The sequence below is a fragment of the Miniimonas arenae genome (assembly GCF_006351005.1).
GTDB classification, from domain to species: domain Bacteria; phylum Actinomycetota; class Actinomycetes; order Actinomycetales; family Beutenbergiaceae; genus Miniimonas; species Miniimonas arenae.
On record NZ_VENP01000038.1, the window covers coordinates 1 to 24,710 of the forward strand.

General features: G+C 74.0%; 21 protein-coding genes. 8 read left to right on the forward strand and 13 right to left on the reverse strand.

The features are described 5' to 3' along the window. Positions 1–79: 79 nt before the first annotated feature. From FH969_RS10340 to FH969_RS10360, 5 genes are all read right to left on the reverse strand, one after another. Entirely contained in the window at positions 80–904 is an 825-nt protein-coding gene (locus FH969_RS10340) for a hypothetical protein (RefSeq protein ID WP_108719797.1), read from the reverse strand. A gap of 188 nt (positions 905–1,092) precedes the next feature. Next, positions 1,093–1,863 (reverse strand): SCO1664 family protein, encoded by a 771-nt coding sequence (locus tag FH969_RS10345; RefSeq protein ID WP_108719796.1) that lies wholly within the window; start codon positions 1,861–1,863, stop codon positions 1,093–1,095. Further along, positions 1,860–2,444: a DUF3090 domain-containing protein gene (locus FH969_RS10350; protein WP_108719795.1), complete on the reverse strand. Its 585-nt coding sequence runs from the start codon at positions 2,442–2,444 to the stop codon at positions 1,860–1,862. The genes FH969_RS10345 and FH969_RS10350 overlap by 4 nt, the downstream gene beginning before the upstream one ends. A 22-nt stretch (positions 2,445–2,466) precedes the next feature. Further along, entirely contained in the window at positions 2,467–3,171 is a 705-nt protein-coding gene (locus tag FH969_RS10355) for a histidine phosphatase family protein (RefSeq protein WP_108719794.1), read from the reverse strand. 26 nt (positions 3,172–3,197) lie between these two features. Continuing rightward, positions 3,198–3,983 (reverse strand): dienelactone hydrolase family protein, encoded by a 786-nt coding sequence (locus FH969_RS10360; RefSeq protein ID WP_108719793.1) that lies wholly within the window; start codon positions 3,981–3,983, stop codon positions 3,198–3,200. A 148-nt stretch (positions 3,984–4,131) separates the two neighbouring features. On the opposite strand from FH969_RS10360, the gene FH969_RS10365 reads away from it, so the two are divergent. From FH969_RS10365 to FH969_RS10390, 5 genes are all read left to right on the forward strand, one after another. Beyond that, positions 4,132–4,890 (forward strand): vitamin K epoxide reductase family protein, encoded by a 759-nt coding sequence (locus tag FH969_RS10365; protein ID WP_234417583.1) that lies wholly within the window; start codon positions 4,132–4,134, stop codon positions 4,888–4,890. A gap of 70 nt (positions 4,891–4,960) precedes the next feature. Continuing rightward, positions 4,961–6,166 carry an AAA family ATPase gene (locus FH969_RS10370; RefSeq protein ID WP_108719792.1) on the forward strand — a complete coding sequence of 402 codons (1,206 nt, stop codon included), beginning with the start codon at positions 4,961–4,963 and terminating at the stop codon, positions 6,164–6,166. 31 nt (positions 6,167–6,197) lie between these two features. Then, positions 6,198–6,815, forward strand: a complete 618-nt coding sequence (locus tag FH969_RS15800) for a tRNA (cytidine(34)-2'-O)-methyltransferase (RefSeq protein WP_246071861.1) — start codon at positions 6,198–6,200, stop codon at positions 6,813–6,815. Next, positions 6,812–7,801 carry an aminoglycoside phosphotransferase family protein gene (locus FH969_RS10385; protein WP_159096600.1) on the forward strand — a complete coding sequence of 330 codons (990 nt, stop codon included), beginning with the start codon at positions 6,812–6,814 and terminating at the stop codon, positions 7,799–7,801. Before FH969_RS15800 ends, FH969_RS10385 begins: the two co-directional genes overlap by 4 nt. Before the next feature lie 335 nt (positions 7,802–8,136). Next, positions 8,137–9,255 carry an AI-2E family transporter gene (locus tag FH969_RS10390; RefSeq protein ID WP_234417580.1) on the forward strand — a complete coding sequence of 373 codons (1,119 nt, stop codon included), beginning with the start codon at positions 8,137–8,139 and terminating at the stop codon, positions 9,253–9,255. Here the strand turns inward: FH969_RS10390 and FH969_RS10395 are convergent. After that, entirely contained in the window at positions 9,252–9,908 is a 657-nt protein-coding gene (locus tag FH969_RS10395; protein ID WP_246071863.1) for a TetR/AcrR family transcriptional regulator, read from the reverse strand. The two genes, FH969_RS10390 and FH969_RS10395, sit on opposite strands and share 4 nt — an antisense overlap. 236 nt (positions 9,909–10,144) lie before the next feature. Between FH969_RS10395 and FH969_RS10400 the strand changes: the two genes are divergently transcribed. Continuing rightward, positions 10,145–11,614 (forward strand): MFS transporter, encoded by a 1,470-nt coding sequence (locus FH969_RS10400; protein WP_139987188.1) that lies wholly within the window; start codon positions 10,145–10,147, stop codon positions 11,612–11,614. 99 nt (positions 11,615–11,713) lie between these two features. Here the strand turns inward: FH969_RS10400 and dnaE are convergent, their stop codons facing one another. The 4 genes from dnaE to FH969_RS10425 form a co-directional block, all read right to left on the reverse strand. Next, positions 11,714–15,439, reverse strand: a complete 3,726-nt coding sequence (gene dnaE / locus FH969_RS10410) for a DNA polymerase III subunit alpha (protein WP_246071865.1) — start codon at positions 15,437–15,439, stop codon at positions 11,714–11,716. Beyond that, positions 15,432–17,291, reverse strand: coding sequence for a DNA polymerase Y family protein (locus FH969_RS10415; RefSeq protein WP_139987189.1), 1,860 nt, complete (start codon positions 17,289–17,291; stop codon positions 15,432–15,434). The genes dnaE and FH969_RS10415 overlap by 8 nt, the downstream gene beginning before the upstream one ends. Beyond that, positions 17,291–18,199 (reverse strand): hypothetical protein, encoded by a 909-nt coding sequence (locus tag FH969_RS10420; protein WP_139987190.1) that lies wholly within the window; start codon positions 18,197–18,199, stop codon positions 17,291–17,293. The genes FH969_RS10415 and FH969_RS10420 overlap by 1 nt, the downstream gene beginning before the upstream one ends. Before the next feature lie 833 nt (positions 18,200–19,032). Continuing rightward, complete coding sequence (locus tag FH969_RS10425; protein ID WP_108719786.1) at positions 19,033–21,276, reverse strand: helix-turn-helix transcriptional regulator; 2,244 nt, start codon at positions 21,274–21,276, stop codon at positions 19,033–19,035. A gap of 119 nt (positions 21,277–21,395) precedes the next feature. Here FH969_RS10425 and FH969_RS10430 point away from each other — a divergent pair, with 119 nt between their 5' ends. Continuing rightward, the gene (locus FH969_RS10430; protein ID WP_108719785.1) at positions 21,396–22,373 is read left to right on the forward strand and encodes a hypothetical protein; all 978 of its coding nucleotides are present in this window, start codon (positions 21,396–21,398) and stop codon (positions 22,371–22,373) included. Here FH969_RS10430 and FH969_RS10435 read toward each other — a convergent pair. Further along, on the reverse strand, positions 22,324–23,082 hold the full coding sequence (locus tag FH969_RS10435; RefSeq protein ID WP_108719784.1) for an SDR family oxidoreductase: 759 nt from the start codon (positions 23,080–23,082) through the stop codon (positions 22,324–22,326). The genes FH969_RS10430 and FH969_RS10435 overlap by 50 nt on opposite strands. A 123-nt stretch (positions 23,083–23,205) precedes the next feature. On the opposite strand from FH969_RS10435, the gene FH969_RS10440 reads away from it, so the two are divergent. Beyond that, a complete protein-coding gene (locus FH969_RS10440; protein WP_108719783.1) occupies positions 23,206–23,940 on the forward strand; it encodes a PIG-L deacetylase family protein in 735 nt (244 codons plus the stop codon). Positions 23,941–23,971: 31 nt separating this feature from the next. Here the strand turns inward: FH969_RS10440 and FH969_RS10445 are convergent, their stop codons facing one another. Together FH969_RS10445 and FH969_RS10450 are read right to left on the reverse strand one after the other, a co-directional pair. Continuing rightward, on the reverse strand, positions 23,972–24,379 hold the full coding sequence (locus FH969_RS10445) for a type II toxin-antitoxin system VapC family toxin (protein WP_180359761.1): 408 nt from the start codon (positions 24,377–24,379) through the stop codon (positions 23,972–23,974). Then, a complete protein-coding gene (locus FH969_RS10450; RefSeq protein WP_108719781.1) occupies positions 24,376–24,630 on the reverse strand; it encodes a type II toxin-antitoxin system Phd/YefM family antitoxin in 255 nt (84 codons plus the stop codon). Before FH969_RS10450 ends, FH969_RS10445 begins: the two co-directional genes overlap by 4 nt. Positions 24,631–24,710 lie beyond the last annotated feature (80 nt).

Genomic DNA, 24,710 nt, shown 5'->3' on the forward strand with positions numbered 1-24,710 from the left:
ACCCCACACGCCCCACACTCCCGACGACGATCAAGCCCCGATCAACGACCCCCACGAAACGACACCGGCGGATCCGGGCTCAGCCGAACGGCCAGCGGCGTCGCTTCTTCTCGGGCTCCGCGGGCGCCGCGGCCTGCGCGGGCTCCGCGCGCGGCGCGGGTGCGGCGGCAGGCACCAGCTCGAGAACCGGCAAGCCGGAGGTGAGGCTCACGCCGTCGACGGCCTCGTGGTGGACGCCACCGACGTCGAGCACGTCCCCGACGGCGAGCAGTCGGTCAGCGCGGAGGCAGTCGGCGAGCGCGAGGCGCAGGTGCCGGTACAGCAGCGCCGGCTCGCCCGACCGCCGAATCTGCACCTCGGGACTGCCCAGCCCGTGCAGCCCCGCGCTGAAGGCGAGCGAGGTGCCCGCGGCCTGGTCGAGCCACATCGCGTGCACGCCGGCGAGCACGAGCGCGGGGTCCCGCTCCATCTCTCCGATGAACAGGACGTCGGTGGTGACGGTCCGCTGCTGCGGCAGCCACACCACCTTCGCCCCCAGGTTGTCCACGAGGTACGCCAGCACGTTGGCCCACGTGACCATCGGCCCGAAGAACCCGGACGTCGGTGGTGCGATCTCGAGGGTCACGGCGCCCCGATGGGCGGCGACGTGCGGATCGAGATGCTCGCGCATCGGACTGACCGAGAGGTCGGCGAGGAGCCGGTCGTTGGTCACGGCGCCACCGAACGCGCCGATCCGCAGGTCCGCCCCGTTGACCGTCAGCCCGAAGGCCGGGAGCAGAGGAGTGCCGGCCAGCGGGTCCCCCATGCCGGGCTGGATCGCCGAGAGCACGACTCCCATGTCGGCAGGCGGCTCCGCGAGAAGAACGATCGCCTGGATCGCCGAGCTGGGCCGGGAGTCGGTCATCGGTCCTCCACGGTCGACGAGCCGGGCTTGACTGCCTACGGTACGAGCCGGCCCGCTCGACCGACAGTGCGAACGCCCACCGAAGCCTCGACCCCACCCTCCCGACCCACCGAGACGGCGCATCCCGCGTCGTGGCTCCGCTGCCGACGGCGTCATCGTCGACGGCCCGCTCGACGGCAGACCCGCTCTCACACCGGCGGCCACGGGATGGCCGGCATGTCACCCTCGGGCGCCGGGAACCGCCGCTCGCGCACCAGCCGCTCGCAGCGCGCGGCGAACGCCTCGACCTCCTCGGGCTCGAGCAGCTGCGCCAGCCGCGCGCCGAGCGCGCCGTCGAGGTCGGCGAGAAGCCGCCGCACGCCATCGACCTCCTCGTCGTGCAGCGACTCCCCGACCCAGCCCCACAGGATCGTGCGCAGGCGTGGCTCGACGTTGAACGTGAGCCCGTGGTCGACGCCGAACCGGTGCCCGTCGGCCTGCTCGAGCACGTGCGCGCCCTTGCGGTCGGCGTTGTTCGTCACGACGTCGAGCACCGCCATCCGCCGCAGCGGCGCCGAGTCCTCGTGCAGCAGAGAGACCTCGCGGTCCTCCTCGTCGAGCCCGTCCAGCACGTGGCGCCAGCCCGGCTCGAGCGGCGCGCCAGAGGGAACGACGCGGACGGCCGGCGTCACCACGCCGTCGGGCTCGCACCATCGCTGCAGCATCCCCGGCCCGTACGGACCCTCGCCCAGCCACGTGGGCGGCACGACGTTCCAGCCGAGGGCCTCGGAGACCTCGTACGTGGCGACCTCGCGCAGCGCGAGGGTCGCGTCGGGGAAGTCCCACAGTCGCCGCTCCCCCGCCGTGGGCTTGTAGACGACGTCGACGCCGTCCAGCCGGGCCAGGAACGTCGCGTTCGACGCCGAGACGATCCGACCGACCAGCTCCACCTCACCGGTCGGCGGTCCGGCGTCACTCACTCGAGCTCGTCGGGGACCGGGCAGATGTGGCCAGCCGGGTCCATCGGCTCCTCGCAGATCGGGCACAGCGGCCTGCCCTGTGCGATCACCGACCGCGTGCGCGCGGCGAACGCCCGCGCCGCACCGACTGGGATGCGGACCACGAACATCTCCTCGACCGGCTCCTCGCCTGCGAGGCCCGCGAGTGCCGCGAGCTCACCCGCCTCGGCGAGCGTCGCCTCCTCCTCGTCCGTACGCAGCCGCATCGCCTGGACGACGATCTGGTGGGTCGAGGCGTCCCACGACAGGCGCATGTCGCCGACCCGGAACAGCTCCTCGACCGGTTCGGTGAGCGGGCCGTCGTCCGCGAGCCCGGCCGGCGCCTGGGCGGGGATGCCGTACGGGTTCCCGTCCGCCATGAGCTGGTCCAGGACGGCGTCGACGCCGTCGGCGAGCGCCGCCGACTGCTGCTTCTCCAGCGCCACGCTCACGACCCGCCTGCCCTCCTCGGCCTGCAGGTAGAAGGTGCGGGCGCCCGGTTCGCCGACGGTTCCGGTGACGAAGCGGTCCGGCCAGTCGAATCCGTGCACGAGAGCGGCCATGTGTCCATGCTAGGTCGTGCTGCTAGGTCGTGGCTCGGCCGGCCGGCCCCGCCCCGCCGCCGACCTGCGGCGCCTCGGGTGCGCCCGCGCCGAGCCAGGACAGGTCGCCGGCCAGCGTGTTGACGCCGAGCACGTGGGGCCGCGGGCCGCCGTAACGCACGATCGAGATCGAGGCCGGGGCGACGTCGAGCCGTTGGAAGACGTCGAGGTGCATCCCGAGCGCGTCGGCGAGCACCGCCTTGATCACGTCGCCGTGGCTCACCGCCACCCAGACGGCCTGCGGTCCGGCGGCGCTCACGACGCGCGCGTCGTGCGACCGGACGGCCGCGACGCCGCGCGCCTGCATCCGCGCCATCGACTCACCACCGGGGAACGCCGCCGCCGACGGCTGGTTCTGCACGACCTCCCAGAGCGGCTCCTTCGCGAGCTCCGCGAGCGCCCGGCCCTGCCACTGGCCGTAGTCGCACTCCGTGAGGTCGTCCTCCACGACCACCTCGCCCGCGCCGTCGGCCGGCTGCTGGGCGAGGATCGCCGTGGCGGTCTGTCGGCACCGTTCGAGCGGGCTGCTCACGACGTCGGCCAGCGGCAGCGCCGCGATCCGCCGGCCGGCGTCGCCGGCCTGCGTGCGCCCGGACTCGTCGAGCTCGACGCCCGGGGTGCGCCCGGCGAGCAGCCCGGAGGCGTTGGCGGTGGTCCGGCCGTGCCGGACGAGAAGGACGGTCGCCACGAGCGTTCCCTGACCCGGCGACGCGGTCAGGCGACCGGCAGGTGCGCGGCGAGGAACGCCTTCGTGCGCTCCCAGGCCAGCGCCGACGCGTCGGCGTGGTGGAAGGCCGGGTGGGGGTTGTCGAAGGCGTGGTTCGCGCCCGGGTAGGTGAACCACTCGAGGGGGTGCTCGCCGTCGAGCACCGCGCGCGTCGCCTCCTGCGCCTCGCCCGGGATGAAGGCGTCGACCTCGCCCCAGTGGTGCAGGCTCGGCACGGTGACGGCGCCGGCGCGCTCGGCGTCGGCCTCGGCCTGCGCCGGGATCGACGAGCCGTAGTACGACACGAGCACGGCCGGGTCTGCCGCGTCGGGGTCGGCGGCCCGCGCCGCGGCGACGGCGAACGCGACTCCCCCGCCGAAGCAGAACCCGATCAGCCCGACGGGCCCGGTGACCGCGGGGTGCGTGGGCAGCCAGGCGAGCGTGCGGTCGGTGTCGGCGACGGCGTGCTCGAGGCCGAGCCGTTCGGCGGCGGACATGCCGGCGCCGAGGACGTCCTGGATGTCGCCGTCCTCCGGTGTCGCCGCGAGCCCGATCCGCCAGTAGAGCTCGGGCACGGCCACGACGTAGCCGAGGGCCGCGAGGTCGGCGGCGCGCGCCTCGACGTAGCGGGAGACCCCGAAGATCTCCTGCACGAGCACCAGGCCCGGTCCCGTGCCCGACGACGGGAGGTACAGCCGGACGGGGAGCTCGCCGTCGGGCGTGGGGATCGAGGCGATGTCGTCGGCGGGCGCGCTCGCTGCGCCGGGGCTGCTCGGAGTGCTCGGAGTGCTCATGCGCGTGATCCTCGCACCTTGCGGCTGCTCGCAACTGCCGGGCACCTGGGCGGGTGCACCGGCCCAAGCCTCGCGACCGTCCACCGACGTCCCGTCAGGGACCGATGGACCCAGGGTTCTCCCAGCCTCCGTGAGGCATTCTTGGATCGTGACCTCCACCGCGCCGCCCGCTCAGCCCGACGACGCCCTCGGCTCCGAGGGGACGCTCGACCCGCACGAGGTCGCCGACGGTGACGACGACCTCGACGACGCGTACGACGACGAGCTCGACGACGACCTGACCGTGGCCGACGGCGCCGGACGCTTCGTCGGGTGGCGGCACTCCCACAGCTTCCTGTTCGCGCTCATGGGCCTCTCGGCGATCGCCTGCATCATCGCCTCGGCGGTCCTGTCGGTCGAGGCGTACCACCTCGCGCTGAACCCGGACGCGGTGCTGGGCTGCGACATCAACGCGGCGATCAGCTGCGGAACCGTCGCCCAGTCGTGGCAGGCGCAGTTCTTCGGGTTCCCGAACGCGTTCATCGGGCTGGCGACCGAGCCGGTGGTGCTGACCATCGCCGTCGCGGGCTTCTCCGGGGTGCGCTTCCCGCGCTGGTTCATGTTCGCGGCCCAGATCGGCTACACCCTCGGCCTGATCTTCGCGTACTGGCTCTTCTACCAGTCCTACGTCTACATCGGCGCGCTGTGCCCGTGGTGCCTGCTCATCACCGTGTTCACCACGGTCACGTTCTTCACGATGCTGCACATCAACGTGGTGGAGAAGAACCTGTTCCTCGGTGCACGCGCACAGGCGGCCGCGGACCGGCTCGTCCGGATCGGCCTGGACCTCGTGATCCCCACCGTGCTCATCGCGGGCATCATCATCGCGATCCTGCTCAAGTACGGGACCGTCATCTTCAGCTCGTGACGCGCGTCGGCTCCCCGTCCGCCGCCCGTCCCCATCCGTTCCCGCCCGTGCCCAGCGTGGAGGTGCCGCCGTGCTGACGACCGTCGCCGTCGCCGGCTACCGCTCCCTGCGTGACGTCGTGCTGCCGCTCGCGCCGCTCACGGTCGTCACGGGCGCGAACGGCGCGGGCAAGTCCAGCCTCTACCGTGCGCTGCGCCTGCTGGCGTCGGCCGCCGAGGGCGACCTCGTCCGCGACGTCGCCCGGTCCGGCGGCCTCGAGGCGCTGCGCTGGGCCGGGCCGGAGAACCCCCGCGGCGCCATGCGCCGCGGGGAGGTCCCCGTGCAGGGCACCGTGCGGTCCGGTCCCGTGCGCCTGCTGCTGGGTGTGGGCACCGACGAGCTGGGCTACGCCGTCGACCTCGGGCTCCCGACGCCGAGCGAGGCCGGGCGGTTCCCGCACGATCCCTCAGTGAAGGCCGAGGTGGTGTTTGCCGGCTCCTTCGCGCGGCCCGCGAGCGTGCTCGTGGAGCGCCGAGGGGCGCGCGTGCGGCAGCGCGGCGACGGCGGTTGGGAGCCCGTGCCGGACCCGGTCGCGGCGAGCGCGTCGATCCTCACCGAGCTCGCCGACGCGCGTACGAGCCCGGAGGTGGTCGGGGTGCGCCGGATGCTGGGGCGCTGGCGGTTCCACGACCAGCTGCGCGTGGACGACGGCGCACCCGCCCGCCGCCCGCAGGTCGCCGTGCGCTCGACGGTGCTCGCCGACGACGGCGCGAACCTCGCCGCGACGCTCGCCACCATCGAGGAGATCGGCCGCGCGGACGTGCTGGCGGCGGCCGTGGCCCGCGCGCTCGACGGGTCGAGCATCGAGGTGCGCGACGTGCGGCTCGGGCACGGCGACGTGCGTGTCGGGCACGAGGGCGCGGGCACCGGGCACCTCGAGCTGGTTCTGCGCCAGCCCGGCCTGCTGCGGCCCGTGCGGGCTCCGGAGCTGTCGGAGGGCACGCTGCGCTTCCTCATGCTCGCGGCCGCCCTGCTCTCGCCCCGACCCCCGGAGCTGCTCGTCCTCAACGAGCCCGAGGGCAGCCTGCACCCGACGCTGCTCGCGCCCCTGGCTGCCCTCATCGCCGACGCCGCTCAGGAGACACAGATCCTCGTCGTCACGCACGCCTCGGCGCTCTCGGACGCCCTCGCGCGACACGGCGCCGAAGGCGTCGAGCTCGTCAAGGAGGGCGGAGAGACCCGGGTCGCGGGCCTCGGGACGCTCGAGCAGCCGCCCTGGCGCTGGCCCGAGCGCTGACCGGCAATCGCCCGGTCCTACGATCGAACCGATGTCCCAGCCGCACGCCGCTCCCGAGCGCACCCGCCGTCCGATCGCGCACGTCGTCTTCTACGAGCCGTGCATCCCCGGCAACTCCGGCGCCGCGATCCGGCTCGCCGCACTGACCGGCGCGGTGCTGCACCTCGTCGAGCCGCTCGGGTTCGACATGTCCGAGGCGAAGCTGCGGCGCGCCGGGCTGGACTACCACGACCTCGCGCACGTCGAGCTGCACCCCGACCTCGACGACGCGCTCGCGGCGTGCGGGGTCGGGGTGGCCGACGGGGCCGACGGAGTGGCCGGCGGGGCCGACGCCGAGTCAGCGGTGGGCGGACGCGCGGGCACGGGCGGGGGCACGGGCACGGGCACAGGCGCCTCGACGCCGAGCGTGTGGGCCTTCACCGCGAACACGGACGTCACCCTGGCCGACGCCGACCTCGCGCTGGGCGACGTCCTGCTCTTCGGCCCCGAACCGACCGGACTGCCCGACCACGTGCTCGAGGACCCCCGGGTCACCGCGCGGGTCCGGATCCCGATGCGCCCGGGGCTGCGCTCGCTCAACCTCGCGAACGCCGCCACGGTCGCGCTGTACGAGCTGTGGCGGCGTGCGGACTACGTGGGGGGCGCGTGACCGGATCCCCCGGCCTGCCCGCGAGCCTCCCCGACGGCCTGGCGCGCCTGGTCGCGACGCCCGAGGGCGCAGCCTGGCTCGCGCGCGTTCCTCACCTCCTCGCCCGCGCCGTCGAGCGGTGGGACCTCGAGCTGGCCCCGCCGTTCTCGGCGGGCAGCGCAAGCTGGACCGCTCTGGCGCGCCCGCGTGGTGGCCGGACCTGGCGCTGGGTCCTCAAGATCACGTACCCGCACCCCGAGGCCGCCCGCGAGGCCGACGGCCTCATGCACTGGCACGGGCACGGTGCGCCCCGGCTCGTCGACGTCGAGCCCGACGACTGGGCGCTGCTCATGGAGGCGGTCATCCCGGGCACCCCGCTTGCGGCGTCGCTCTGGCCAACCGAGCAGGCGCTGCGCACCGGAGCCCGCACCCTCGCCGAGCTGCACGCCGTGCCGCTGCCGGAGCGGCACGCCTTCGAGGACCTCGGCGCCACGACCCGCGCGTGGGCGCAGCTCGTGGCGCAGAGAGCCGAGGCGATGCCGTGGGCCGGCGCCGACCGCGACCTCGTGGCGGACACGGTCACGCTGCTTGCCGAGCTGCCGGCGACGACGACTCGCCGTGCCCTGCTGCACGGCGACTTCAACCCGGGCAACGTGCTCGCCGCCGAGGACGAGCACCGCACGCGCTGGGTGGCGATCGACCCCAAACCGGTGGTGGGCGACCCGGCGTTCGACCCGTGGCCTCTGCTCGAGCAGGTCGGCGACCCGTTCGCGGCCCGCGACGTGCCGGCGGAGCTCGCCCGCCGCTGCTCCGCCGTCGCGCCCCTGCTCGAGGTCGAGGCGTGGCGCGTGGCGGCGTGGTCGTTCGCCCGGCGCGTGGAGTCCAACCTGTGGCTCGCGGCGACCACGCCCGCCGATCAGCGCGAGGAGCTCGAGCTCCCGCGGCAGTGGGCGGAGGCCCGGGCGTGGCGCTCGACCGTCGCGCTGCTCGACCCGTCGCGCGCGTAGCCGCACGGCTGAGCGCCTGGCCAGACCCCGCAGCAGTGCGCGGGCGTAGCTGGTCGCGGCGCGTTCGGAGCCGTTCCCCCGGACGGGGCGTAGGTTCAGACACCATGAGGCTCAACTCCGCAGGGGTCCGCCGGGCATTCGCCCGACAGGGAGTAACGCAGCACGACCGAGACGAGTCCGACGTCGTCGATGCGGCGGTGGACACGGCGTCGTCGGGTTCCGCGTCCAGCCGAGGAGCCGCGCGCAGCGGACAGCGATCGCGCTGGGTCACCGAGCAGGGCTCCCAGACCATGCGGCCCGGTCGCGCGTCGCGTCGGGGAGGCCACGACCAGGTGGTGTCCGCCGCCAGTCTCGGTGACGGGACGCCGCTGTGGCTCGTGAAGGCCGGTGGCTACTCGTGGCGTTTCCTCGTGGTGGTCGCGGCGGTCGCGATCACGGTCTTCGCCGTCCTTCAGGTCAAGCTCGTCCTCGTCGCGGTGTTCCTCGCCCTGGTGATCACGTCGGTGCTCGAACCGGCGGTCACGTTCCTCGCACGCTTCATGCCCCGGGCGCTCGCGACCGCCCTCTCGCTGGTGTTCTCGATCCTGTTCTTCCTCGGCCTGCTCACGTACGTCGTCTACTCCGTCTCGATGCAGGCCTCCTCGCTCGCGCGGCAGTTCAACAACGGCATCAACCAGATCGTCGACTGGCTGCAGAACGGTCCGCTGCCCTGGAAGATCACCAACGACGACATCACGGGGTGGATCTCGGACGGCCAGACGTGGCTGCTGCAGCACTCCGGCGACATCGCCAGCACGGTCTTCGCGAACGCCGGCGGGGTGTTCGAGGTCTTCACGGTGCTCGCGCTCGGCACCTTCACCACGATCTTCTTCCTCGCCGTCGGGCCGAAGATGTGGGTCTGGTTCATCAACCAGCTGCCGTCGCGCAACCGGATGACGATGCACAGCGCGGCAGGCGCGGGCTGGTACACGTTCGCCGGCTACGCCCGCGGGACGGTGATCATCGCCGTCATCGACGGGATCCTCGCCTATCTTCTGCTCACGATCGTGGGGGTGCCGCTCGCGGCCCCGCTCGCGGTGCTGGTCTTCATCGGGGCGTTCATCCCGCTGATCGGTGCACCCGCTGCGATGATCGTCGCCGCGGTCGTCGCACTCGCGGCCAACGGTTTCATCGCAGCGCTGATCGTGACGGTGGGCATCGCACTCATCGGCCAGATCGAGGGTCACCTCCTGCAGCCGCTCATCATGGGCAAGCAGGTGTCGCTGCACCCGGTGGTCGTCGCGCTCGGCGTGACGGCGGGCACGTTCCTCGGCGGTCTGCTCGGCGCGATCGTGGCGATCCCCGTGATCGCGGTGACGTGGACGGTGTTCAGCCAGCTGCGCACGGTCGACCCACCGATGGAGGAGCCGCTGCCCTCGGTGCGCAGCGTCGCCCGGCCAGCCGTCGACGACTAGCCTCCCTTCGCCTGACCCGCGCCGACCTGGAGACCGATGCCGGCGAGGAGGAGGTCCAGTCCCGCGGCGAACTGCTCGGTATCGTCGTGCGCGGCGAACTCGTCGGCGATCTGGCGGAGGAAGGGGAAGTCGTCCGCGTCGCTCGACCGCATCTCCGCGCGAAATTGGGACACGAAGTCCTCCAGGTCCACGCGACCGTCCCGCACCTCAGGCGGCGGGTCCTGACCGCGATCCGCTGCTACCCCGACGGCGTACCCCATGAGCGCAGAGACCGCATCGAAGCGCTGGCGCACCGTGAGGTCGAGCCGCATGAGCTGCCGTCCGACGCGGTCGTAGAAGACGAGGCCGTTGGGCTGCGTCCCGGCGTCGCGCATGAACCACGCGCCGAGCCAGGGTCGGCTCGCCGTCGCGCGGTAGAACGCCATCATGAGCGCGCGGGTCTCGGCGAGCGGATCCGTCCCACGGCCGACGTCGGCGGTGTCCTCGAGGATGTCGGCCAGCACGCTGTCCGCAGCGCGGCCGAGCAGCTCGTCCTTGCTGGAGACGTACCAGTAGATGCTGGCCACCCCACCGCCGAGCCGGCTCGCCAGGGTGCGGAACGTGAGCGCCGGCTCGCCCTCTTCGTCGAGGATGGCGACGGCCGCGCGCACCACGGAGTCGAGCGAGTGGCTCGTGCGGCGCCGGCCTCGTGACCGCGATGCCGCGGCGTTCGGGGCCGGTGCGGTCGCGGCCGGTGCGGTCGGGGCACCCACTCTCGCGGCACGCGCAGCGAGGGCTTTGGACGTCTGGTCCGTCACATCTCCACCGGTCACGGTTGCACTCTATCGAACGACGTTCTAGAGTCTCGAACAGCGTTCGATACTCGAACGCCGTTCGATAGGAGGACGTCATGACCAGCACCCTCAGCACCACGTCGTTCGTCCCGTCCCGGCAGCTGAGCTACTCGTCCCTCCGAGCGGCCTGGATGCCCCTGGCTGCCCTGTGCCTCGCGTTCTTCGTCGAGATGGTCGACAACACCCTGCTCACGATCGCGCTACCGACGATCGGCCGTGACCTCGGTGCCGGCACGACGGCGTTGCAGTGGGTCACCGGCGCCTACTCGCTCACCTTCGGCGGGCTCCTGCTCACGGCTGGGTCTGCTGCCGACCGGATCGGCCGCCGCACGGTCCTGCTCTGGGGTCTGGCGGCGTTCGGCGCCCTCAGCCTCCTCGTGCTCGCCGTGCACACGTCCGGTCAGCTCGTCGCGCTCCGTGCCGCGCTCGGCATCGCCGCCGCCGCGATGGCCCCGATCACCAACTCGCTCGTCTTCCGGCTCTTCGACTCCCAGGAGCTGCAGATGCGGGCGATGACCGTGATGATCGTGGTCGGCATGAGCGGCTTCGTGCTGGGTCCGCTGCTCGGTGGCACGGTTCTCGCTCATCTCAGCTGGCAGTGGCTGCTCCTCGCCAACGCACCGATCGCCCTGCTCGCCTGGATCGGGGTGCGCCGGGGCGTCGCTGCCGACGATCCGGCCGGGCTCACGAGCGACCGGCTGGACCTGGCGGGCTCGGCCCTGAGCATCGCCACGATCGGCCTCGTCTGCTACACGGCCACCAGCGGGGTCGAGCACGGCTGGGGATCGCCGATCACGTGGGCCCTCGGGGTGGGTGCAGTCCTCGCGCTGGGCGGGTTCGTCTGGCGTGAGCGCACCGCTGCCCAGCCGATGCTCGACCTCTCCGTCTTCCGCAGCGGGATCGTGCGTGGCGCGAGCATCGCCCAGATCGGCACCTCCGTCGCGATGGCCGGCGTGATGTTCGGCATGATCCTGCACTTCCAGTACGCGTTCGGCTGGAGCCCGATGCGGGCGGGTCTCGCGAACCTCCCGCTCATCGTCACGATGGTCGCCGCGACCCCGATCTCGGAGGCGCTCGCGCGCAGGTTCGGCCATCGGATCGCCTGCCTCGTCGGCTCGGTGCTGCTCGCGGGCTCGCTCGCGGGCTTCGCCTGGGGTGTCGAGCACGGGTACGTCGCCATCGCTGCGCTCATGGTCACGTTCACCATCGGGCTGCGCACGGTGATGACCATCTGCGCCGTCGCGCTCGTCGATGCGATGCCCGAGAACCGCACGTCGCTCGGCGCCGCACTCAACGACACCGCGCAGGAGGTCGGCACGAGCCTGGGCACGGCTGTGGTCGGCACGCTGATCGCGGTCCTCGTCACCACCGTCCTGCCCGACGGGGTGTGGAGCAGCGAGCTCGTGGCGTCCTTCTTCCATGGTGAGCGGATCGTGTACACCGTGCTCGCCGTGGTCGTGGGGATCATCGCGGTGGGCCGTTCGCTCAGCCTCAGCAGCTCACGGTCGGCGGAGGAGGCGCACTGAGCCATCCCGCGCACCCCGCCCGTGTGACACCCCGCGCGGTTCACCCCCTCCCAACCGCGCCGGGCGTCACACCGGTGGGGCCTCGGGTTCCCGTCGGCCTCACTGGAAGTCCCGGGACGACGTCGCGACGCTGAGCGGGAGCGGACGCATCCCGTCCGCCAGCAGGTTCACCACCCCGTCGGTGCGCTCCACGACGCCGCGGACGATCAGTCCACGACTGCGCACTGCGGTGCGGCGGTGCCGCGCCCACAGACCCGCCGAGCAGACCACGTTGAGCATCCCGGTCTCGTCCTCCAGCGAGAGGAACGTGACGCCCTGCGCGGTGCCGGGGCGCTGACGGTGCGTCACCACCCCGCCGACCTCTACGCGTGTCCCGTCCTGGACCATGACGAGCGAGCTGACCGGGCGCACCCCCTCGCGACGCAGTCGTGGCCGGCTGAAGTGCGTGGGGTGGTGGTCCGGTGAGACGCCACTGGCCCAGACGTCGGCGACGGCCGTCTCGGCCGCGCCCATGCCGGGCAGCGGGGGCGCCTGCGTGCCGACCGTCGTGCCGACGAGGACGTCCTGGACCCAGGTGCTGCCGGCCACGCTGCTGGAGCGGCCTCCCTCGTCGGCGAGCGCACCGGCCGTCCAGAGCGCCTGACGACGGGTGCCGCCGAAGCAGCGCAGCGCACCGGCCGTGGCCAGCGCCTCGAGCTGGGCAGCGCTCAGTCGGGCACGACGGGCGAGGTCGGCGGCGTCGGTGAACGGCGCGTGCTCGCGCGCCGTGACGATCCGCTCGGCCGTCCGCACGCCGATGCCCCGGATCGGGGCGAGCCCCAGCCGCACGGCGAAGGCCCGACGGCGAGCGGCGCCCGAGGAGGCTTCCTCGCCGTCGTGCGGCGCACCATCGCCCGGTTCGGCTGAGTCGCCCGGGTCGGCGAGGCTGCCTGCGATGCCGGTGGGGTCCGGGCGGTCGGTTCCGGGCGAACCGGCACCGACCGGGACGGCCGGCATGGCTGCGACGCTTGCGGGACCCGGGTGGTCCGCCGGGTCGTCGTCGGGGACGTCCCACGTGACCGTGTCGGTGTCGTGGTCACTCTCGGCGAGCCGGCCCGCGTCCTCCAGCCAAGTGGCCCGCGCGAAGGTGGGCCGCGGGACGAGGCCGCGCTCGCCGTCGGGCACGCCGTCGGGAGCGTCGGGGGGGCGACCGATGTGCTCGACGTGCGCGTGCACGCGCGAGTCGGCCACCGTGGCGCGGCGCACCACGATGCCGTGCCGCCGCGCATCGGCCACGAGCGAGGCCGGGGAGTAGAACCCCATCGGCTGGGCGCCGAGCAGCCCGGCGTAGAACGCCTCCGGGTGGTAGCGCTTGAGATAGGTGGACGCGTAGACGAGGTAGGCGAACGAGAACGCGTGCGACTCGGGGAAGCCGAAGTCGGCGAACGCCTTCAGCTTGTCGTAGATCTGAGCGGCGACGTCGCGGGAGACGCCGTTGTCCGCCATCCCCTGCATGAGCCGGTCCTTGAGCGCCTCCATCTTGTCGATCGACCGCTTCGACCCCATCGCGCGGCGCAGCTGGTCGGCCTCGGACGCGCTGAAGGAGGCGACGTCGATCGCGATCTGCATGAGCTGCTCCTGGAAGAGCGGCACGCCGAGGGTCTTGCTCAACGCCGGTTCGAGGAGCGGGTGCAGGTACGTGACCGGTTCCTGGTGGTTCTTACGGCGGATGAAGGGGTGGACCGAGTTGCCCTGGATCGGGCCGGGTCGGATGAGGGCGACCTCGATGACGATGTCGTAGAAGCACTCGGGCTTCAGCCGCGGCAGGGTGGCGATCTGGGCGCGCGACTCGACCTGGAACACCCCGACGGTGTCTGCCGTCTGCAGGAGCGCGTAGACGCCGGGGTCCTCCTGCGGCAGGGAGTGCAGCTCGAGCGGGCGCTCCAGCTCGGGCTCGGTCTCGGTCACCAGGTCGAACGCGAGGCGGAGCGCGGTGAGCATGCCGAGCCCGAGCAGGTCGAACTTCACCAACCCGGCGTCGGCGCAGTCGTCCTTGTCCCACTGCAGCACGGTGCGGCCCGGCATGGTGGCCCACTCCACGGGGCAGACCTCGATGACGGGGCGGTCGCACATCACCATGCCGCCGGAGTGGATGCCGAGGTGCCGCGGGAGGCGCAGCATCCGCTCGGCGACGTCGATGACGTGCTCGGGGATCTCGCCGATGTCCTGCGCGCTGGCGGGGGCGTGCCGCGGCGGGGCCGGGTCGTGCGGGTCGACGCCCTTCTCCCGTGGGGCGGGAACGGCGGCGGCACGGCCGGCGTCACGGTCCGAGGGGGCGCGGTCGGGCGACTCCCCCTGCCACCACGGGCTGCTGGGGGCGGTGCCGCGCAGGCTCCCCCACCGCTCCAGGCCCTTGGACCAGGCGTCGCGCTGCCCGATGTCGTAGCCGAACGCGCGGGCGGCGTCGCGCACCGCGGAGCGCGGTCGGTAGGAGATGACGTTGGCCACCTGCGCCGCGTACTCGCGGCCGTAGCGGTCGTAGACGAACTGGATCGCCTCCTCCCGCCTGCCGGACTCGATGTCGAGGTCGATGTCCGGCGGGCCGGCACGACCGTCGGAGAGGAACCGCTCGAAGAGCAGCCGGTGCTGCACGGCGTCGACGGCGGTGATGCCGAGCGCGTAGCAGACGGCCGAGTTCGCCGCGCTGCCTCGGCCCTGGCACAGGATCCCGCGGCTGCGGCAGAAGTCCACGATCTCGGCCACGATGAGGAAGTAGCCCGGGAAGTCCAGCCGGGTGATGAGCTCGAGCTCCTTCTCCAGGGTCGGGTACGCCTGGGGGTGGCGGGGGGACCCGGGCGGTCCGTACTTCTGCCGGGCGCCCCGCATCGTGAGGGCGCGCAGCCAGCTCGCCTCGGTGTGCCCCTCCGGCACAGGGTGCGGTGGCAGGTTGGGGGCGACCAGTTCGAGGTCGACGGCGCACTCCGCGCCGAGCCGGGCGGCCGCGGCCACCGCCTCGTGGTGGCGGTGATGCCGGGCGAGCATCTCGACACCCGAGCGCAGGTGCGCCGGGGCCGGGGGCAGCCAGGGGTCGATCTCGTCGAGGGTGGCGCGCGCGCGGACGGCCGCGAGCACGTCCGCGAGCGCAGCGTCGCGGGGCCGCGCGGCATGCACCGCACCGGTCACGACGGCGGGCAGGCCGGCGCCCCGTGCGAGCTCGACCAGCACGTCGCACCGCTCGGGATCGTCCGGTCGGCCGTGGTCGGTCACCTCGACCGCGACGTTGTCCCGGCCGAACAGCGCGGTGAGTCGATCGAGCTCGGCGCGGGCGGACGGGACGTCGAAGCGTCGCGGGGCCGGCTCGAGCGCCCTGCGGACGGGTCCCTTGCGACACCCGGTGAGCACGAGCCAGTGACCCCCCGCCTGCTCGGCGAGCACCTCCATCGGGTCCAGCCCCACGCCGCGGCCGTAGTCGCACTCACCCTTGCGCCCGGTGGCCAGATGCGCGGTGGCGATGGCCCGGGAGAGCCGTGTGTAGCCCTCGATCCCGCGGGCGAGGACCACGAGATGGGTGGCGTCCGGGTCCGGCACGCCGGTGGTGGCCGTGCGCTCCGCCAGGCTCAGCTCGGCCCCCAGCACCACCGGCAGCTCGGCCGCGCGCGCCGCCTTCGAGAACCGGACGACGCCGTAGAGGCCGTCGTGGTCGGTGAGAGCGAGGGCGTCCAGCTCCAGCCGTACGGCCTCGGCCACCAGCTCCTCGGGCTGGTTGGCACCGTCGAGGAAGCTGAACGCGGAGTGGCTGTGCAGCTCGGCATACGGAACGCGCGCGGACGGGAAGCCCCTAGTCATGAACGCCCTCCACCCACCAGGCGCCGTCGTGGAAGGCGAGCAGCACGACCCCGCCCCGGGCAGCTCCGCTCCGCACGACCCCGTCTCGGACGACACCCTCTCGCTCGGCCGCACCTCGCACGGCCCCGTCGTCGACGACGCCTTCCCCGACCCGGGCCACCTCGACCTGAAGCCAGGCTCCCGCCCGGCCGCGTGCGGTCCACCACCGCTCGGTGACCTGCCACGGGCCTGCGCTCGTGAGCACGCGATGGACCCCGGGGACGAGCCAGCCCACGCCACCCGCGCCTGCCGCACCACCCGCACCAGGTCGCGCCGCGACGCCGCCGGCGCCAGCGGCGCCGCCGGCACCAGCGGCGCCGCCGGCACCCGGTCGCGCCGCGGCACCGCGCCCCCGCGATGCGGCAGCCGCCGGTCCCGCCGTCACGTGCAACGTGGCGGGCACGCCGAGGAGCCGACCGCGCGCGTCCACCGTGACGTCGGACCCGACGGCGTCCCGCAGCTGCACTCGCGGCGGGTCCAGCGGGACCACGCTCGGCAGCGGCGGGGGGATGCTGCCCGGCCAGGGCGCGTCCGGCCGACGCAGTGGCGTGGTCTCGTCCCCCCACGCCACCAGGCGCACGCGATCCCGTGGCGCCCGACCACCCTCGCGGACCGGCACGAGCACGCGTTCCGGACCGAGCAGCCCCTGCACGCGCAGGGCCGCCCGCGACGCCTGGAGCTCCCCGCGCGCTCGCCTCCCCCACAGCCCGTCCTGAGCCATGCCCGCCGCGCTGACCTCCTGCGCGTGCAGCTCGATCCGCGCGAGCGGTGCGCTCGGTGCCCGGCCGCTGCGGCCCCCGAGCCACCCCTCGAGCTGCCACCGCACGCGGTCGGTGAGCTCGCTGACCGTGAGGGCACCCTCGATCCGCCAGGTGCGGGTCAGCTCCGCCCCGGTCGTGGCGCGCGCGGTCACCGCCAGGCGCGCACACACCGCGCCGCGCCGCATGAGCCTGCTCTGCAGGTCCTCCGCGAGCCGACGGGCCGCGAAGGCGGCGGTGTCGATCCGCGCGGCCGGCGGGTCGAGGTCGGCGCGGACCGCGATGTCGGGGTCCGGCCGGTGCACGACGGGCCGCCGGGCGTCCAGCCCGCGGGCGAGCCGGTGTGCCTGCACCCCCAGCTCACCGAACCGGGCGGCGACGTCGGCGGACCGCAGCGCGGCCACGTCCCCAAGCCGCATCAGGCCGAGCCGACGCAGCAGGTCCACGAGGTCGGTCCACGCCGCGCTCGCCTCACGGGTGGTGGCGGCGTGCAGCAGGGCGCGTACGTCCCGGCCGGCGAGGAACTCCCGCGCCGTCCCCGGCGCGACCGTGACGCCGTCGCGCGCCGCGAGCACCGCCGTGAGATAGCCCTCGGCGACCCCGACCTGGCACTCGACCCCCACCTCGTCCGCCACGGCGCCGACGAGCGCGTCCCCGAGCGCCGACTCCCCGCCGAGGTAGCGGCTCGGACCGGCCGCGGCGAACAGCACCATCCCGGGCCGGACCACCTCGAGGTCGGCGACCAGGCCCTCGATCGTCTGCACCACCTCCTCGAACGCGCGCACGTCCCGACCGGGATCCGCCGGCACCAGCACCAGCTCGGGGCAGATCTCCTGGGCGCTGCGTCGGCGCATCCCGCGACGCACCCCGAGGGCGCGGGCGGGGGCGGACGCCGCGAGGACGCCTCGCGCGTCGTGCACCGCGACCGGGAGGTCCGCCGGGAGCTGGCGCTCGGTGGCGACGGCGACCACCGGCCAGTCCGGGACCCACAGCACCCCGAGCCGCGGGGCCACGTCGGCACGTGCCGCCGTGCTCTGCTCCGGCAACGACGCCATCAGCCGGCCATCCTCTCGAGCTCGGCCGATCCCGTGGACGCGACGAGCGCCACGACCCCGGCACCGGCACCGTTCCCCGCGACCTCCGTGCCGACCTCCGTACCGACCGAGGTGACGTCGGGCAGAAGGCGGGTTCCGCCGTCGTGCTCGCGCACCCGCAGCACCACCGACCGTGGTGCGCCGCCCGCTCGCCCGGTCGCGCGCACCACGATCTGCGCCTCGGTGAGGCGCCCCGTGGCCAGGCCGTACCACGCGCTCTCCCCCGCCTCGAGGCTGACCTCCGCGCCCGGCCACGGGAGCGTGCTCACCAGCACCGCACCGCGGTGGCGCACCCGCTGACCGATGGCGCGCCGGTCCCGATCGCCGAGCGCCGCCCGACCCACCACGACCACGTCGAAGCCGTCCACGACGGCGCCGATCACCTCCGGCGCCGACGGCCCGGGATCGGGGACCAGGACCAGGCGGGACGGGTCGAGCCCGGCGTCCAGGGCCGCGGCCAGGCCGAGGTCGGGATGTCCGACGACGGCCGTCCACCCGCCGTGCTCCGCGAGGGACGCGACGACGTGCAGCAGCAGCGTGGTCGACCCGAGCACGCTCAGGCTCGACCCGCGTCGCACCGCACCGTGCGGGACGACGCCGCGCAGGACCGGGGGAACCGCGAGCCACCCGCCGTCGAACCTGGCCGGGACGGTCCTGTCCCCCGACGGCGCCGCGTCCGGCTCACGACGCGCCGCTCGCTGGTCTCCCGGAGACCGAGCGCCGCTCGCCACCGACTCGCCGGGCGACGCGGACGGTGGGGCGGCCGCCGCCCAGTCCACGTGTCTGACCCCCGTCGCCGTCTCGGCCTGCACGAGGGCGCGCCTGACCAGGTCCAGCCGTTCTGCTCGGGTGGCGAGCTGCGCCGTCATGTCTCACCTCGTCTCGCCGCACCGGGTCCTTCCCGGGCGCACCGAACATCTGTTCGATGCAGATTGTTCTAGTACACGGGTACGACATCGACCTGTCAACGCGAGATCGCGCGCCCCGATCGACACGCCGTACGCCGCGTGACGACGCGCTGGTGACGCGCCGATGGGCGCAACCGATGGATGCAGCCGGCGGGCGCAGCCGATGCGCCGATGTGGGCAGACGACGCGCCGACGACGACGCTCGGCAATGCTCCGCCGCGCCGTTCACCTGCCCCACTCAGGCCCTCGCCCGTCTGATCGCTCGATCACCTAGGTGATGGCCGGATGCTTCAGCAACTTCTAGGTAATTCACCCAATGGTGCGGCTCACGCGGGGCCGGTTAGCCTCCCACCATGCCGAGTCGGACTGCACGTGGGGGTCGTTGCAGCTCCGTCGTTCCCGCACCACGCACCGCCACGCAGCGGCGCAGGTCGGGACGGTAGCCCTCGCTGCTGCCCGGGTCACGGTGGGGGTGACCCGGGCAGCGAGCGAGCGGGGGGTGGTGGGCGGCGTCACTCGCGACCGGGGGGAAGGCGAGAGACTGCAAGAAGCTGCAAGGCTGCAAGGCTGTAAGACTGCAAGATCGCGGGGGGTCGGGGGGCCCGCCGCGGGACGGCAGAACGCGGGAAGAGGCAACGTCCGCGGGCGCTGGGCTGGGGGCTCAGGGCACGGGCGCTGAGCAGGGGTGCGGTGACGTGGTACCGAGCAGGGGGCTCACCACGCACCGGACGAGCTCAGCTCCCGGGCGCCACGGCACGCATCGTCGGGTGCACCGGCGGCTCGGTCGACCGACCTCAGTCCGTCCCGCGCTCACCCAGCACCAGCGCCAGCTGCGTGCGGGAGCGGACCTGCAGCTTGCGGTAGATCGCCTGCAGGTGCGCGTCGACCGTTCGCGGCGAGAGCGCCAGCTCCGACGCCGCCTCACGCGTGGTCCTGCCCCGCCCGACGGCGAGCGCGACCCGCAGCTCCGCCGGCGTGAGGTTCGCGAGCGTCGTCGGTTCCGCCACCGGCGCGAGACCGCCTGCCAACCGTGCGCGCTCGACCCACGGAGCGGCGCCGAGACTCGTGAACGCGCCGAGCGCGGCAGTCGCCGCTCCGCGATCGCCCAGCTCCGCGAGCGCGAGCCGGCTGCGGGCCGCCTCGAACGGCGCGCCGAGCGCGTCCAGCTTCTGCGCCGAACGGGTCAGAGCCGAGCGGTCCCCGCGCAGCAGGCCCTCCGCACGCGCGCAGATCGCGGCGCACCACGCGTTGCCCGAGCGTGCGAGCGCCTCGAGTCGGCGTTGCAGCCGGGTCGCCTCCACGACGCGACCCGTCGCCACGTACGCCTCCAGCAAGTCCCCGTGCCACCAGAGGATGCCGGGGTGCCGCGGCCCGGACGACAACGCCACCTGCGCCACCCACTCCAGCGGGGCGATCGCGTCCTCGGGCCGCCCGTCCGCGAGCGCCGCGAGCCCGAGCGCGTGCCTCGACCACGCCCCAAGAGCCTCCAGCCCCAGCGCGTCGGCGCTGCGCGCCGACCGACCCGCGTGCTCGACGGCGAGCTCCACGTGCCCGAGTGCGGCCTCCACCCGGGCGTACGTCGGGTCGCCCCAGGTGCCGGCCCGGCGGCCGACCCCCGCCACGAACTCCGCCTCCGACAGCGCGCCCGCGCGCGCCTCGGGCCACCGGCCGATCCGCCAGGCGACCTCCGCGTCCATCGCCGCGGCGAAACGCGCGGCGCCGTCGTAGCCCGCCTGCCGCGCGGCCCGCAGCACGCCGCCGAACGTCGTCCGGGCCGCGCGCCACTCCTCCCGGATCATCTGGTCGAAGCCGACCATCTGCCCCATCCCGAGGACGTCGCGCTCCGCGCCCGGGCCGATCTGATCGGTGACCTCGTCGCCCAGCTCGAACGCTGCGGTCACCTCGCGTGGGATCGCGCCGTCGCAGCGCATCAGCGCGGCGTGCGTGAGCATGATCTGCGCCGACAGCACGGTCGTCGCGCTCGCGCCGCACGCCCGCGCCGTCCGCAGCGCCCTGCGGGCGAGGTCCTCGGCGTCGGCGTGGGCAGCCATCGTCGCGATCGCCGCGGCCGAGACCAGCAGCGTCGCCGCGTGCTCCGGCTCGAGGTCCTCGGCTCGCGCGAGCAGGGCGGTGCGCGCGGCCTCCGCTGAGGTGGTCCACGTGAGGATCTGTCCCTCGAGGATCGCCGCGGCCGCGCGTTCCGCGGGATCCGCGAGGTCGAGTCCGGCCTCGCCCAGAGCCTCGACCGCGATGTCCGGTCGCCCCGCGTCCCAGGCCGCGGCCGCGGCGCGCAGGTAGGTCGCGGCCGCCGTCGGCGGATCGGGGGCGAGCGTCGCCGCGGTGCTCCAGACCTGGGCTGCGGCGAGCCGCGCGCCCTGCGCGGCGGCCCGTTCGCCGGCGCGGACGACGATGAGGAACGGATCACGGTCCGCGACGGCGACGCCGTCGACGTCCGCCGCAGCGGTCAGCCGCGGCGCGGCGGGCGCGAGCACCTCGTCCACCCGCTCCTCGACGGCGAGGTCGGGCGAGAAGGACGGCTCGCCGTCGAGCAGGAAGACCTCGGCATCGCCGATGTCCGGGAGCGGCGTGCGCGTCCCGGCGAGCAGCCCCACGCGCGCGTTCTCCAGGCGGTTCATCGCGAAGAGGAGCACGTCGGTCGAGGCGACGTCCACGAGGTCGAGCCGCGGCACCACGAGGAGGATCGCGCGCTTCTCGGCCCGGGCGGAGAGGTGGTCGATGAGCGCCACGCCGAGGCTGACGGTGCTCTCCCCCACGCCCTGCGTCGCGAGGTCGGTGAGCGGACCTCGTGGCAGGGGACCGAGCCGAAGCAGCAGCGTGACCAGAACCGCGTAAGGGAGGGCGCGCTCGCGCGCGTGGGAGGGAACCCGCACGATGTCGGCGTCGTCGCATGTCGCGATCGTCGCGTCGAGCGTGTGGTCGGCAGCGTCACCGACGACGACCAGGACCCGCGGTCGACCGGCCCGGATGTCGTCGACGGCGTCGAGCACCTCGTCCGACGGCTCCGCCACGCGCTCCACAACCAGGAGGGTACGTCGGTTACCACATGGGTTGTCCACAGTCTGGCGACTCAATCGGGGAGCGGGCGCCGTCCACAGGGTGCCTGGCGGCCAGCCGGACGGGCCAGGAGGCTCACCCCATGACCACGACGCCGCACGATCCGGACCGCTGCGCGAGCCCGAGGACGAGCCGCCTCGCCACGAGCGCGGTGGCGTCCGAGCAGCTCACCGCGCTGTGGCGCCGCCAGCGTGCGCGTCGACCGCACACCGCGCTGTCCGGCACGTTCGGCCCGCCCGGGTGGTTGCTCGACGCCGAGCTCGCCGGCCCGCTCGCGGGGCACGTCGAGCGGCTGCCCGCCTTTCACGGCGACACGCTGCAGACCAGGCCGCTCCCGGCGGCGGTCTGTGCGGCGCTCCTGGCGCGCGTGCCGGCGTCGGCGCTCGACGAGGACCGAGGCTGCGGTCCGACCACCCGCACCCTCGCGCGTGCCGGGCTCACCTCCCGCGAGCTGCGGCCCTTCGGCTACGTGGTCGGTCCCGACCGGGTCGACGAACGCGTGGCGCTCGACGGCGTGCGCGTCTCGGTAGGCGAAGGCTCGCCGATCACGCACGAGGGTGTGGTCGCCCTCCTGACCCGGTACTGCGAGGACGACTCGAGCGCCGGGGCACACCACCCCGAACGCCCCTCGGGGCCCCGGTCGGGACATCGGTTCGGGCACCGGTCGCGTCCCGGGTCGGCGCGGATCGGATCGCGACGCAGCCCCCTCGACCCCGAGCTCCTCGCACTCACGCTGGCGGTGGCCGAGGTCAGGCACCTCACACTTGCTCTCGCGCCGGTGTGGCCTGACGTGCGCGAGGCGTTCGGCCTGGGCAACGTGCGGCACCCACCGGACGAGATCAGTCTCATGTCGCCGCTGCGGCCCACAGGAGACTCCTTCCGTGCTCGGGGGGCAGACCCTTTCGGTTCACCGGCCATCGGCGGTGTCCGGCTGTGGTGGCGGTTCGGCGCCTCCCGGCACGGCTGTCCCACCCGCGGCGGCATGCGGCGGCCCGTCTCGATCGACGAGCTCACGCGTCGGCTGGAAGGTCCTGCGCCGCGAGCCAGTCCCGGAACGTGAGCGTGCCCCGGTCGACGTCCCCACCGCCCGCGAGCACGCCCGACGCGATCCGGTGCCACCCGGGTGTGGGCACGCGGATGCCCACCACCCGAGCGGAGGACCCGACGGCTCGCGCGTACCGGCGCACGAGGTCGAGCATGAGGTGGCGCTCGGGTCCGACGAGATCGCGGACGGGCCCGGCGGCGGGCTGCTCCGCGAGGTCGACGAGCCGAACGGCGACCTCCGCCGCCGCCACGGGTGCCACGACCATCCGCGGCACCGCCACCACCGGGCCGACGACCGCGGTGTGCAGCATGGTGCCCGCGAGCTCGTGGAACTGCGCGGCGCGCAGCAACGTGTACGGGCGACCGGAGTCCGCGAGAACCCGTTCCTGGGTGCGCTTGCCGCCGTAGTACCCCCCGGACTGCGCGTCGATGCCGACGATCGAGAGCGCGACGTGACGCTCCACGCCGAGGCGCCGCTCGGCGTCGAGCAGGTGCTGCGTGGTCGTGGTGAAGAAGCGGGCGCTCGCGCGGCCGCTGAGGGTGAAGGTGCCCAGCACGTCGATCACGGCGTCGGCGCCCGCGAGCGCGTCGTCGAGACCGGACCCGGTGAGGACGTCGACGCCCGAGGCGCGTGCGACCACCACGACGTCGTGACCGCGGCGCTGGACCTCGGCGACCACGGGCACACCCACCGTCCCGGTGCCGCCTGCCACCACGATCCGCATGCCGGCATCGTGGCCCCGTGGACGCCGACGGCGGTGGCGGCTCGCCCAGGTCGGCGTCGGCGGCCGCTCATCGGCCGCCACACCGGGCTGGGCCGGGGCGCGCGCCGGGCCTACCGTCGGACCATGACCGCCGACACCGACACCCTTCCCCTGTTCGAGCTGGCCGGCGCCGAGCGGGTGCTGGTGGTCGTGGCACACCCCGACGACGCCGAGTACGGCGCCTCGTGCGCCGTCGCCTCCTGGACCGCGGCCGGGGTCGAGGTGACCTACCTCCTGCTCACCCGCGGCGAGGCGGGGATCCGCGGACTCGACCCGGCCGAGACGGCCGTCCTGCGCGAGGCCGAGCAGCGCGCGGGGTGCGCCGCGGTAGGTGTGCGGGCCGTACGGTTCCTCGACGCGCCCGACGGCGAGCTCGTGGCCGGCCTGGAGCTGCGCCGCGCCGTGACGCGCGTCATCCGGCAGGTGCGGCCCGACGTCGTCGTCACGATCACGTGGGAGCTGGAGGCGCCATGGGGACTCAACCACGCCGACCACCGCGTCTGCGGTGTCACGGTGGTCGACGCGGTGCGCGACGCCGACAACCCCTGGACGTTCCGCGAGCTGCTGGAGGAGGAGGGCCTCGAACCGTGGAAGGCGCCTCGCCTCGTCGTCACCGGGCACAGAGCGCTCACACACGGGATCGACGTGACCGGCGAGCCGCTCGAGCAGGGGATCGCCTCGCTCGAGGCGCACGCCGCCTACCTGGCGGCGCTCCCCGATCACCCGGCGCCGCGCGAGATGCTCACCGGCATGACGGCGGCACAGGGGCCGCGGGCCGGAGTGGCGAACGCCGTGCTCGTGCACGTGTGGGACATGTAGCCAGCGGGGTCTGCGGCCTACGCCGACTGGTCTACGCCAGCACGTTCAGAGCGAGCCCGCGGGACGCGGCCGCGAGGCGGTCGTCGTTCGTCCACAGTGCGGCGCACCCGTGCACCTGGGCCGCCGCGAGATGGAGGGCGTCCGGGGTCCGCAACCCGGTGCTGGCGCGCAGCTCGGCCGCGCGGAGGAACACCGGCATCGGGAGCTCGACGACGTCGAGCAGACCGAGCACGGCGACGTAGCGGTCCCGGATCTCGATGTCCCCGCTCCGGATCGGTCCGACGAGCGCCTCCATCGCCACGAGTGGGCTGACCACGAGCGAGGAGGGTGTCCGGGCCAGGCGATCGCGGACCACGTCGCCACGCGCGTCCGCGCTCTCGACGGCGTAGATGAGCACGCAGGTGTCCAGGTAGATGCGCCCACCTGGTCGCCTACTCACTCCCAGCCCTCGCGGGCCATCTCGATCGCGGCGTCGATCTCGTCGGCGGAGCGGCCGAGTCCCGGCCGCGCCGGGTGCTCTCCGAGCCAGGCGACGATCGCCGCTCCCGAGGCCGGCCCGGGCGGATCCAGGCGGACCATCCGCACGACCGGTTCGCCTCGGCGTGCGATGGTCACCTCCTCCCCCGCCTCGGCAGCGGCGACGAGCCGGGAAAGCTGGTTCCGTGCCTCGAGGATGTTGTAAACGGCCACGGCCCGATTCTAGCCAGGAACTTGGCTAGGGTTCATCCCGTCGTTGGCGACGGTTTCGGAGCCACAGCCTCCGAAACCGT

What these genes read in the sequence shown, in the direction of transcription:
- FH969_RS10415 (WP_139987189.1), bottom strand. Translation starts at nt 17,291, where the DNA reads ATGGCGTCGTTGCCGGAGCAGAGCACGGCGGCACGTGCCGACGTGGCC.
- FH969_RS10400 (WP_139987188.1), top strand. Translation starts at nt 10,145, where the DNA reads ATGACCAGCACCCTCAGCACCACGTCGTTCGTCCCGTCCCGGCAGCTG.
- FH969_RS10350 (WP_108719795.1), bottom strand. Translation starts at nt 2,444, where the DNA reads ATGGCCGCTCTCGTGCACGGATTCGACTGGCCGGACCGCTTCGTCACC.
- FH969_RS15800 (WP_246071861.1), top strand. Translation starts at nt 6,198, where the DNA reads ATGTCCCAGCCGCACGCCGCTCCCGAGCGCACCCGCCGTCCGATCGCG.
- FH969_RS10340 (WP_108719797.1), bottom strand. Translation starts at nt 904, where the DNA reads ATGACCGACTCCCGGCCCAGCTCGGCGATCCAGGCGATCGTTCTTCTC.
- FH969_RS10435 (WP_108719784.1), bottom strand. Translation starts at nt 23,082, where the DNA reads ATGCGGATCGTGGTGGCAGGCGGCACCGGGACGGTGGGTGTGCCCGTG.
- dnaE (WP_246071865.1), bottom strand. Translation starts at nt 15,439, where the DNA reads ATGACTAGGGGCTTCCCGTCCGCGCGCGTTCCGTATGCCGAGCTGCAC.
- FH969_RS10430 (WP_108719785.1), top strand. Translation starts at nt 21,396, where the DNA reads ATGACCACGACGCCGCACGATCCGGACCGCTGCGCGAGCCCGAGGACG.
- FH969_RS10360 (WP_108719793.1), bottom strand. Translation starts at nt 3,983, where the DNA reads ATGAGCACTCCGAGCACTCCGAGCAGCCCCGGCGCAGCGAGCGCGCCC.
- FH969_RS10440 (WP_108719783.1), top strand. Translation starts at nt 23,206, where the DNA reads ATGACCGCCGACACCGACACCCTTCCCCTGTTCGAGCTGGCCGGCGCC.
- FH969_RS10420 (WP_139987190.1), bottom strand. Translation starts at nt 18,199, where the DNA reads ATGACGGCGCAGCTCGCCACCCGAGCAGAACGGCTGGACCTGGTCAGG.